Annotated in this window: 13 protein-coding genes and 1 pseudogene; 2 read left to right on the forward strand and 12 right to left on the reverse strand. The window is 73.0% G+C overall.

Annotated features, from left to right (window positions below):
* From ACY0I8_RS13010 to ACY0I8_RS13055, 10 genes and pseudogenes are all read right to left on the reverse strand, one after another.
* Positions 1-350: pseudogene (locus ACY0I8_RS13010) on the reverse strand (phosphoesterase); the annotation flags it as partial.
* Positions 351-528: 178 nt separating this feature from the next.
* A complete protein-coding gene (locus ACY0I8_RS13015) occupies positions 529-1539 on the reverse strand; it encodes a radical SAM protein (RefSeq protein ID WP_461395092.1) in 1011 nt (336 codons plus the stop codon).
* Positions 1540-1542: 3 nt separating this feature from the next.
* Positions 1543-1863: a pyrroloquinoline quinone biosynthesis peptide chaperone PqqD gene (gene pqqD / locus ACY0I8_RS13020; RefSeq protein WP_461395093.1), complete on the reverse strand. Its 321-nt coding sequence runs from the start codon at positions 1861-1863 to the stop codon at positions 1543-1545.
* Positions 1864-1865: 2 nt separating this feature from the next.
* Positions 1866-2738 (reverse strand): right-handed parallel beta-helix repeat-containing protein, encoded by an 873-nt coding sequence (locus ACY0I8_RS13025; protein ID WP_459943047.1) that lies wholly within the window; start codon positions 2736-2738, stop codon positions 1866-1868.
* A gap of 321 nt (positions 2739-3059) precedes the next feature.
* Positions 3060-4115: a YedE family putative selenium transporter gene (yedE, locus tag ACY0I8_RS13030; RefSeq protein ID WP_459943046.1), complete on the reverse strand. Its 1056-nt coding sequence runs from the start codon at positions 4113-4115 to the stop codon at positions 3060-3062.
* An 85-nt stretch (positions 4116-4200) separates the two neighbouring features.
* On the reverse strand, positions 4201-4686 hold the full coding sequence (locus tag ACY0I8_RS13035; RefSeq protein WP_461395094.1) for a hypothetical protein: 486 nt from the start codon (positions 4684-4686) through the stop codon (positions 4201-4203).
* A gap of 4 nt (positions 4687-4690) precedes the next feature.
* Positions 4691-5575: a phosphate/phosphite/phosphonate ABC transporter substrate-binding protein gene (locus tag ACY0I8_RS13040; RefSeq protein WP_461395095.1), complete on the reverse strand. Its 885-nt coding sequence runs from the start codon at positions 5573-5575 to the stop codon at positions 4691-4693.
* The gene (locus ACY0I8_RS13045; protein ID WP_461395096.1) at positions 5565-6032 is read right to left on the reverse strand and encodes a hypothetical protein; all 468 of its coding nucleotides are present in this window, start codon (positions 6030-6032) and stop codon (positions 5565-5567) included. Before ACY0I8_RS13045 ends, ACY0I8_RS13040 begins: the two co-directional genes overlap by 11 nt.
* Positions 6032-7417 (reverse strand): FAD-binding oxidoreductase, encoded by a 1386-nt coding sequence (locus tag ACY0I8_RS13050; RefSeq protein WP_461395097.1) that lies wholly within the window; start codon positions 7415-7417, stop codon positions 6032-6034. Before ACY0I8_RS13050 ends, ACY0I8_RS13045 begins: the two co-directional genes overlap by 1 nt.
* Before the next feature lie 53 nt (positions 7418-7470).
* Positions 7471-8196, reverse strand: a complete 726-nt coding sequence (locus ACY0I8_RS13055; protein ID WP_461395098.1) for a hypothetical protein — start codon at positions 8194-8196, stop codon at positions 7471-7473.
* Positions 8197-8253: 57 nt separating this feature from the next.
* On the opposite strand from ACY0I8_RS13055, the gene ACY0I8_RS13060 reads away from it, so the two are divergent.
* Positions 8254-8787, forward strand: a complete 534-nt coding sequence (locus tag ACY0I8_RS13060; RefSeq protein ID WP_459943040.1) for a class I SAM-dependent methyltransferase — start codon at positions 8254-8256, stop codon at positions 8785-8787.
* On the opposite strand, the gene ACY0I8_RS13065 is transcribed toward ACY0I8_RS13060, so the two are convergent.
* Both ACY0I8_RS13065 and ACY0I8_RS13070 read right to left on the reverse strand, forming a co-directional pair.
* Positions 8775-8972 carry a hypothetical protein gene (locus ACY0I8_RS13065; RefSeq protein ID WP_459943039.1) on the reverse strand — a complete coding sequence of 66 codons (198 nt, stop codon included), beginning with the start codon at positions 8970-8972 and terminating at the stop codon, positions 8775-8777. The two genes, ACY0I8_RS13060 and ACY0I8_RS13065, sit on opposite strands and share 13 nt — an antisense overlap.
* 53 nt (positions 8973-9025) lie before the next feature.
* Positions 9026-9250 (reverse strand): NifU family protein, encoded by a 225-nt coding sequence (locus ACY0I8_RS13070; RefSeq protein ID WP_459943038.1) that lies wholly within the window; start codon positions 9248-9250, stop codon positions 9026-9028.
* Positions 9251-9486: 236 nt separating this feature from the next.
* On the opposite strand from ACY0I8_RS13070, the gene ACY0I8_RS13075 reads away from it, so the two are divergent.
* Positions 9487-9984 carry a rubrerythrin family protein gene (locus tag ACY0I8_RS13075; protein WP_461395099.1) on the forward strand — a complete coding sequence of 166 codons (498 nt, stop codon included), beginning with the start codon at positions 9487-9489 and terminating at the stop codon, positions 9982-9984.
* Positions 9985-10184 lie beyond the last annotated feature (200 nt).

The raw sequence follows: 10184 nt of genomic DNA on the forward strand, positions 1-10184 counted from the left end.
CGCCGGGCGGCCCGCTCCAGGAGGGCCGGACCGGCCTCCGCGCCGTCCGCGTCCTCCCGGTCGATGTGGCCCCCGATCCCCAGGCTCCAGAAGGCGTGGAGCCGGGCCTCGGTGCCCTGGCGGGGGTACACGAGCACCCGCCCCCGGGGGTCGAAAAGCGTCACGTAGGGAATGACCTGCTTCCAGTCCGGGTCGGTCTCGGCCGCGGGCCGGGGCATCCACCGGGCCTCCCGCAAGCCCAGGCGGGCCGCTGCGTCGGCCCACGAGGCGGCCGGCACCCGGGCCCTCGGCCGGCGCAGAAGGGGATCGAGGACGGTGCGGGGCACGACGAGGATCGTCTGGTTCTTCATGGTTCCTCCGGCGCGGGGGTTCGCCCGGAGTCTGTCACACCGGCCGCCCCCGCCTCAACCGCCCGGACGCACGAAGGGCCGGCCCCGGGGGGCCGGCCCTTCTGCTGGTGCCTCCGACGTCAGCAGGGGTGGACGCTGGAGGTTCCCACCACCTTGGGCTTCACGTAGGTCGTCTTCTTCATGGCGCCTCTCCTTCGGGCCGGTTCTCTCCGGCCCAGCAGTGGGGGTCGGGGGCGTCGAACGAGCCCGTGACGGCGAAGGCCCGGGCCGTGCAGCCGCCCAGGCACTCGCCGTACACCCCGCAGGTGCGGCATTTGCCCTGGGGGGTCTTCTCCCGCATCTTCCGGAGCACCGGCGAGGTGCGCCAGAGTTCGTCCAGGGGGGTTTCGAGGAGGTTCCCGGCCGAGACCGGGATGAACCCGCAGGGGGTCACCTCGCCGTCGGGTTCCAGGTGGAGCGACAGCTTCCCGCAGGTGCTCCCCTTCACCGCCCCAGGTTCGGCCTCGCCCAGGAGGGCCAGGATCGGGTCGTCGAAGGCGAGCTTGGCGGGGGCCTCGGCCCGCCAGGCCAGGGCGTCCTCGTAGAACCGCCGCCACTCGTCCGGGGAAAGGTCGAGTTCGGCCCGGTTCTCGGCCCCCCGGCCCGAGCACTTGAAGTTGTGGAGGTACACCGTGCCCGCGCCCCGCGCGGCCGCGAGTTCCACGATCCGGCGGTAGGAGCCCACATTGTCCCGGTGGATCACGGCCGAAACGGTGGAGGCGACCCCGGCCTCCCGCAAGCGCTCCAGGGCGGTCAGGGCCCGGTCGAAGCTCCCGGGACGGCTTCGGAACGCGTCGTGGACCTCGGCCGTGGCGCCGTCGAGGCTCACCCCCACCGAGGCGAACCCGGCCTCCCGGATGCGGGCCGCGGCGTCGGCGTCCAGGAGCCACCCGTTCGTGTTCATGCTGACCCGGAGGCCCTGGTCGGCCGCGGCCCGGGCCACGGTCCAGAGGTGGGGGTAGAGCAGGGGCTCGCCACCCCCGAAGTTCACGAACAGCACCCGGCACCGGGCGAGCTCGTCCACGAGGGCGAGCACCTTCTCCAGGGGGAGCTCCGGCCGGTGGAGCCCCCGGGAGTAGCAGTGCCGGCACGAGAAGTTGCAGGCGTAGGAGAGGGTCCAGTTGACGGTGAGCGGTGCGGTGAGTTCCACGGGTCAGGCGTCCTCGGCCACCAGCCAGCCCCGCGCGAGGCACTCGGCCACGAAGGCCTCCACGTCGGCCCGGATCTCCTCGGCCGGGGCGTCGTAGCGCCGGGCGAGTTCGGCGGCGATGGCCGCCTCGTCTCGGGTGCCGTCCGCGAGGAGCCAGATCTCCCCGGCCAGGAGGTTGAGCTGGTGCATCTGGCCGCCGTCGATGAGGAGCACCCAACCCTCGTCCCCGGCCGGCTCGCCCTTTTCGAGGGCGGCCACGATCCGGTCGCGGGCGGCGGGTTCGTCGCGCCAGGCGAGGCGCGGGTTTCGTCGGAGGATCGGCACGGCTATTTTTTCTTCTCCGGCGTGCCCCAGGGCACGGTGAGTTGGGGCTCCACGGTCACCCGGCCCACCCCCTCGGAGTCGGCACCGTCGAAGATCCGCTCGGCGAGCTTGCCCTCGGCGGCGGCCTTCCACCAGTTCTGGGCCGCATCCACGTCGTCGGCCTGCCCCTCGCCGAGCTTGAGATCGTACTCCCGGTTGTCGAAGTTGTTTCGCCGGAGCACCGCGGCTTTCACGCCCTGGCGGAAGAAGATGCCGGTGACGTTCCCCACGAAGACGCTCTCCTCGATCACGGGCGAGCCGTTGAGGCACCGCACCCCGATCCGGTTGTCCTCGAACCGGCACCGCCGGATCACGACCCGGCCGCCCTGGAACCGGGCCCCGCCGTAGTTCGCCCGGAACACGCAGTCCTCGAAATCCACCGGCGTCTCGTGGCTGTGCACGGCCCAGGGCCCGCGCTCGAAGGTCACGTGGCGGAAGTGGGCCTCCTTGGCCCCCTCCAGCGCGATCATGTCCTCGAACTCGTTGTTCCGAAGGCCCACCGAGGTCAACACGATGGGCGCCTCGGGGGTGCCGAGGGCCACGAGGCTCCCCAGCACCCGGATCCAGGGCTCGGGATCTTTCCCCTCCTCCACCGGGGGCATGTCGAAGAACACCCGGGTGCCGGGCTGGAGGGTCAGGGTGGCCGTCTTGGTCACGATCACCGGCCGGATGAGCCGGATCTCCCCTTGCCAGGTGGTGGGGGCGTAGAGGATGTGCTCGGTCTCGGTGCGGGCCGTCTGGGGCACGGAGATCCGTTTGGGCTGGGGCAGCGAGATGCACCCCGCAAGCCCCGCCAACGCCACCGCCGCCGCCCAGCATCGTATCCGCCGATCCATCGCCCGCCTCCTTTCGGCAAGTTGCGCTAGGACGCTCGGAGGCTGGGACGCTGGGAGGCTTGAAACCCTCCCCGATCTTCCAGCGCTCCAAGCGTGACCACGCCTCTTTGGCGCCATCTCACAGTCCGGGGGCATGGGGCCTCCGGGGGAGCCGCGTGCGACGCTTCGGCTCGACGCGCCCCCGGAACGTCTGCCCCCTTGTCGAGCCCCAGGGCCATCCGCTGGTTCCGCTCGAACCGACGGCGCAGACAACCGGCACGCGAAGGCCCGAGGATCGGATGCGGCGCTCGCAGCCTTCCCAAGCGGAAGGCCGGTTCCGGGTCAAGGAGCCCGAACGGAGGCGCCGAGCCCCAGAAGCGCCGCCAGCCCCAAGAGCACCGCCACCTTGCCGGCCGCGGGCACCCCGGCGGCCGTGGCCCCGAGGCCCCAGGCCTGCACCAGGGCCGCCCCCAGGCCCATGCCCACGACCACGGCCGCGGCGTCGAGGTCGCCCTCCCCGGCCCGCACGATCTGGCGGAACGGGCACCCCCCGGCCACCACGGCCGCCAGGCCAACGAGGCCCATCCCCAGGAAGTTCCAGAGGATCTCCAGATGGGCCCCCGGCGGGTCATAATAGCCAAGCCGGAACTGGCCCGTAAACCCGTTGGCCAGGCCGGCCGTGAGGAGCAGCGCCCCCAGGGCCAGGGCCGGGCCCCGGCTCCGGGTGAGGAGGATGTCGCGCACCGAGCCGGTGATGCAAAACCGGGAGCGCTGGCAGGCCACCCCGATGGCGAGCCCCGCCCCCAGGCTCGCCCAGATCGGGGCGTGGAGCGCCCCGCCCCCGGAGCGGCTCTCCAGCAGAACCCCGGGGCGGAAAAGGAGGGCCGTGAGCACGAGCGCCGCCGCGACGAGCCCCCCGGGCACGAGCCACGGCACCGGCCGCGGCCGGCCCGCCCCCTCCAGGTCGCCCCGGGCCGCGAGCCGGAGGCCCCCCCACACCCCGGCCACGAGCCCAGCCGCCCCGGCGAGGGCCGTCAGGTCCCCGGCCGCCAACCGGAGCACCATCTTGATGGGGCACCCGATGAACACGGCCGAGCCCACGATCATGAGAAACCCGAGGCCCAGGAGGTGGGCCCCGGCCGCCCGGACCCGGGGCCGGAACTCCCGGGTCGCCAGGGCCGCCGCCGCGCTGCCCAGGAAGAACCCCAGGAGCTCCGGCCGCAGGTACTGCATCCGGGGGTTGGGGTGGAGCCCCAGGGCCCCGACGGCGTTCTCGAGGAAGCAGGAGATGCAGATCCCGGTGTTGGCCGGGTTGCCCCAGTAGGCCAGGAGGCTCCCGAAGAGCCCCATCAGGGCCCCGGCGGCCAGGATCCAGGGCAGGGACCGATCCCGGGTCATCGGGCGGCGACCTCCGGCCGAGAGGGGCGCACCCCCGGCCGGGCCGCGGCCCGGCGACCCGCGGCCGACGTGCCCCTGGCCCCCCTCATTCGCACCCCCCGGCGAGCCGGCGCTGGAGCGCGTAGAGCTTTCGCACCTCCGGCGGGGGGTCCTGGGCCCACGGGCCGCTCCGGATGGCCTGGAGCCGCTCGGCCATCACGGCGCCCGACCGAAACGGCCCGGTGCGGTCGGCCGCGGCGGGGTTTTCGTCCACGGCCCGAGCGTACCGGGCCACGGCCTCGGCCCAGGCGCCCCGGCGGTAGGCGGCCTCCCCGAGCCAGAACCAGGCCCAGGCCGGGTGCGGTCCGGCCTCGGCCCGGCGGCGGAGTTCCAGCACCGCGGCCGCGTCGTCGCCCGCCTCGAGCCGGGCCACGGTGTCCCGATAGCTCGCCTCCACGGCCGCGGGCTCGACCCGGGCGGCGCAGGGGTCGGGCCGGGCCCGGGCGTCCCGGCCGAGTCCCGGCAGCTCGAGGGCGGCCCAGGCGGCAAAGAGGGCGGCAAGCCCCACCAGCACCCAGCGTTCCCGGTCCACGGCCTCAGTACTCCTCGTAGGGGGGCAGCTTGGCCCGCTTGGCCCAGGCCCGGATCCGGTCGTAGTCCGCATCGGTCACGGCCTCGAACCCGGTCACGAGGGCCCGCTGGAGCACCCGGAGCTTCTCGCCCCCCACCTCGGCCGTGGTCTCCGGGGTCAGGGCCAGGAGGGCGTCGCGCACCCGGTCCACCCATTCCCCGGGCACGTCGGGCCGGGCGCCCACGGTGCAGTAGGGGGCGAGGTCGCTTTTGGCCAGGATCACGAAGTCGTCGGGCGCGATCTTGCCCTCGGCCGTCATCTCCTCCAGGTCGATCATGGGCGCGGCCCCGGCGTCGAAGGCGCCGTAGAGGACGCCGTAGATCACCTTCTCGTGCTTCCAGGAGCCATGGGGGATGGCGTAGTAGCCGAGATCGACCTCGGGGTCGATGCCGTTTTCCAGAAGCAGCGCGTACTGGGCCAGGAACCCGAAGGGGGCCCACTGGGGCCCGAACACGAACCGCTTGCCCTTGAGGTCGGCCAGGGTGCGGATGCCCGCGCCCTTGCGGGCGATCACGGCACCCAGGGTCCGGGCGCCGAAGGCCCCGCGCTTTTCCGCCGCCACCAACCGCAGTCCGTGGCGCTCGTGGAGGGTCACGTACAGCGTCGAGTTCGTGTGGGTGAAGTCGAGCTCGCCCCGAGCGTAAGCCTCCTCCACGTCCACCGTGTCGAGGTACACCGGGTCGAACCGGGCGCCCGTGGCCTCGGAGAGGTAGGCCGTGAGGGGGGCGAACCGGGCCTCGGTCTCGGCCCGGGAGTTGCAGATCATGTACCCGATCCGAAACGTGCGGGGTTCCCGGCACCCGGCGAGGAGCGCCGCCAGGGCGAGCGCCACGGCGACCCTACGGCGCATCGAGCACCACCTTGCGAGCCGCGGCCCGGGGCGTGTCGGCCGAACCGGCCGCGGCCCGGTAGGCCTCGGAGCCGAACAGGGCCGGCATGCGACCCAGGGCCCGCTCCACCAGGGTGAACCGGAGATCGTCGAGCACCTCGGGCCGGAGCCAGAACGACGCGGGCCCGACGCCGGGCACGACCCCGGCCGACCGGACCACCAGGCCCTCTGGCGTCCCGGCGCCCGCGGGAACCAGGGCCACGTCGGCCCGGCCTTCGGCCACCTCCGCTCCCGGGTCCGGGGCTTCCACGAACTCCACCCCGGTGCCGGCCCGGTCCTCCACGTAGTAGCCGAACACGTAGGCCGCAAGCGGGGCTGGGCCGCCCACGGCCACCTTCAGCCGCGGACCGAAGCAGGCCGCGGCCGGGCCCGCCGCAACCAGCGCGGCCAGGAGGGCCGCCGCGAGGAATCGCGCCATCACACCACCTTGCCGGGGTTCAGGATGCCCAGGGGGTCGAAGGCGGCCTTGATCGAGGCCATGAGCGCCAGGGCCCGCTCCGGAAGGAACCGTTGGAGGTGGGGCTTTTTGAGCACCCCGATGCCGTGCTCCCCCGAAGGGAGGCCCCCGAGGCGGCGCACGGCCTCCATGACCTCGTCCAGGGCCCGGGGCAGGCGCTCGGCCCAGTCGGCCTCCGAAAGGTCCTGCCGCAGGAAGTTCACGTGTACGTTGCCGTCGCCCGCGTGGCCGAAGTTCGCGGCCACGAGCCCGTGGCGCCGGCCGGCCTGCCGCACGGCATCCACGAGTTCCGGCACCCGGGCCCGGGGCACCACCACGTCGGCCTTGCCGAGCTGCCGGCCCCAGGCCCGCAACGCCTCCCCGAGGCACCGGCGGCTCTCCCACAGCCGGTCGCGCTGGCCCGGGTCCTCGGCCGCGAGCACGTCCAGGGCCCCGTGGCTCTGGACCACCTCGGCCACCCGTTCCATCTCGGCGTCCAGATCCCGGCCGTCCAGCTCCACGAAAACATACGCCCCGGCGGCCGGGCCGCCGGGGAGGTCGCGGCCGAGGTACCTCCGGGCCGCCTCGATGGTTACGTCGTCCATGAACTCGGCGGCCGCCGGCACCACACGGGCCCGCAGGACCGCGGTGACCGCCCGGGCGGCCTCGTGGATCGAGGGGAACGGGGCGAGGAGCACCACCTCCCGCTCCGGCCGGGGCACGAGCCGCAGGGTGATCCGGGTGATCACCCCGAGGGTGCCCTCGCTGCCGATGAAAAGGTCCTTGAGGTGGTAGCCGCTCGCGTCCTTGACGTTCTTGCCCCCGATTTCGAGGACCTCGCCGTCGGGCAGCACGGCCTCCAGGCCCAGCACGTAGTCCCGGGTGGTGCCGTACTTCACGGCCCGGGCGCCCCCCGCGCCCACGGCCACGTTGCCGCCGATGGAGCAACTCTCCAGGCTCGCCGGGTCCGGGGGGTAGAAGAGCCCGAACCGCCGGGCCTCCTCGTCGATCCGGGCCGTGACCACCCCGGGCTCCACCGTGATCGTGAGGTTCTCGGGGTCGAGCTCCAGGATCCGGTCGAGGCGCTCCAGGCTCAGCACCACCCCGCCCCCCACGGCCACGGCGCCCCCGGCCACCCCCGTGCCGGCCCCCCGGGGGACCACGGGAAACCGCCCGGCCGAGGCCCACCGGAGCACCTCGGCCACCTCGCCGGCCGACCGGGGCCGGACCACGGCCCAGGGGAGGGCCTCGAGCACGGTGGACTCGTCGCGGCTGTAGCGCTCGAGGGTGCCCCCGGCCCACGACACCCGGCCCTCGCCGAGCCGCCCGGCCAGGGTCCGGAGGTCGCGCTCCGTGGGGCGCTGCAAAACGGCCCCGGGGGCTGCCCCGGGGCCTCGGGTTCCGTCGCGGCGGTGGGGCGTCACAGGGACAGGATCACGGTCTGGGCCTCGCCCGTGCGGGTGTTGCGGATCCGCAGGCGAAGCTGCCGGGGGGTTTGGGCCTCGGCCGGGAAGAACAGCACCCCGTGGCTCAGCATGCCGGGCTCGATGGGCTTGTTCTCCAGGGACCGGTTGCGCAGGTCTTCCCGGATCGAGCGGCCCACCTCCGGGTCCTGGTGACCCTTGGCCCCGCCGAGCACGGCGCCGCCGGCGCCGCCCACGGCCGCGCCCTTGCCCGCGGCCTCGGGGATGCTCTTGCCGGTCACGATGCCGATGGCCGCGCCCACGATCGCCCCGGCGGCCGCGCCCAGCAGGGCCCCCTTGCCCGCCTCGGGCGCGATCTCGCCCCACTCGGTCTTGTCTTGGATCCGCTTGTAGGCGAGCCGCTGATCCAGCACGTTCCAGAGCTGGCCCTGGGCGTCCATGAGGAAGGTCTGCTCGGGCACGATCTCCACGGGGTCGGCACCCTGGTGGTCGAACACCACCTGCACCGGCAGCACGCCGGCCCCCACGATGTCGAACCCGAAGAGTTCCTTGGCCCGGGCCGGGTCGGCGTGGGCCTCGGCCGCCAGGTTCACCCCGAACACGGTGGTCGCGTTGGGGTACGCCGCCGGCACCCGCACCGGAAGCGGCTTTTGCTCGTACCGGGAACAGGCCACGGCCAGGACGGCCGCCAGCACCACCGCGGTCACACGCATCCGACGCATTTCGTTCCCTCCCCGCGGGGGTTGCCCCGCGCGTTCGACTCGGTACCCTGGAGTGCCATGACCGGCCACCCCTTCGCCCCCGATCCGTGGCTCGCGGCCCATGCCCCCCTGCTTCGGTGCCTCCCGCCCGGGCCGGTTCTCGATCTCGCCTGCGGCAACGGCCGAAACGCCCTGTGGATTGCCGGGATCGGCCGGAACGTCCTGGGCCTCGACCGGGACCTGGGCCGCCTGGGGCAGGGGGCGGCGCGGGCCCGACAACTGGGTCTTCCGGCCCGGTTCGCCGCCTGGGACCTGGAGGCGGCCGACCCGCCGCCGGGGCCCTGGGCCGCGGTGCTCCTCTTCCACTACCTCGACCGGGACCGGTTCCCCCGGCTCCCGGATCTCCTGGTGCCGGGCGGCCTCATCGTGGCCAAAACCCACCTCGGCCACGCCCTGCGGCCGCCCGGGTCCCGCCCCCGGCGGCCGGCCTACCTTCTGCGATCGGGCGAGCTGCCCGGGCTTTTCCCGGGCACCCGGGTGTTGACCTACGCCGAGTGGGCCGACCGGCGCGGCGCCTACGCCGGGCTCGTGGCCCGGCGCTACTCCTCGTAGGCCACCACCCGCAACATGCCGATCGTCGCGCCCGAGTCGTCGGTGACCGGCATGTCGCTCACGCCGAGGAGCCGAGCCTGGGGCCGCTCGGCGAAGAACCGGTTCACCCGCTCGTCGAGGGCCTCGAGCTCCTCGTGGACCCGGAACACCTTCATGTCGGTGCCGAACGTTTTCACCTTGTACATGGGGAACCTTTCCGTCGTCGGTCTTCGGTCAACGGTCGCCGCTCGGGCACAGCCTAATCGACCGCCACGACCTCCTTGACCTCGGGCACGGCCTCGCGGATCACCCGTTCGATGCCCCGCTTCAGGGTCATCTGGCTCATGGGGCACCCGTGGCAGGCCCCCTTGAGCCGCACCTTGACCACGCCGTCGTCGGTGACGTCCACGAGCTCGGCGTCTCCGCCGTCGGCCTGGAGGTTCACCCGCACCTTATCCAACGCCGCCTGCACCTGTTCCTTCATGTCCGACTCCTTGGGTCGTATTTTTTACCGGGACGGTCAACGAACCCCAATCTAGCCCCGGGCCCCGGGTGTGTCAAACACCCCGAGGGGGCCAGACGGGGCGATTCGCGGGACTGCCTTGCGCCCTTCCGAAACCGTGGTAGCGTGAACGCGGAGGCCTTGACAATGCTAACCTTGTCGGTTAGCATTCGGGCACTCATCGAAGCCATCCCCTTTTCACGTAAGGAGGAAGCGTCATGGGCAAGACCACCGAAAACCTGAAGGCTGCGTTCGCCGGCGAGTCCCAGGCTAACCGCATGTACCTCGCCTTCGCCAAGAAGGCCGACGAGGAGGGCTACCCGCAGGTGGCCAAGCTGTTCCGGGCGGCCGCGGCCGCGGAGGCCGTGCACGCCCACAACCACTTCCGGGTGCTCGGCAACATCAAGAGCACCAAGGAGAACCTCGAGGCCGCCATCCAGGGCGAGAACCACGAGGTCGTGAACATGTACCCCGAGTTCATCAAGGACGCCGAGGCCGAGGGGGAAACCGGGGCGCTTCGGAGCTTCAAGTGGGCCTGGGAGGTGGAGAAGATCCACGAGGCCCTGTACCGCAAGGCCTTGGAGAACCTGGCCCAGGGCGGTGAGACCTTCGACTACTACGTCTGCCCGGTGTGCGGCTACACCCACGAGCGCGCGGCCCCCGACAAGTGCCCCGTGTGCGGCGCGCCGGGGAGCCGGTTCGAGCGGGTGGAATAGGGCCCACCGGCGGCTCCCAGGAAGGAAGGCGGCGCGGCGTCCCCGGCGGGGCGCCGCGCTTTTTCGGTACGCCCGGCATGGGCACTGGCTTGGAGGTGAAAGTCCTCCCCCGAGTAGGTCACGACGAGGGAAGGGAAGCGCAAGGGCGTGAGGGCGACCGAGCGTCCGGAGGAAGCGTGGAACGAACCCACGGGCCGACG

Source organism: Deferrisoma sp. (genome assembly GCF_054681715.1).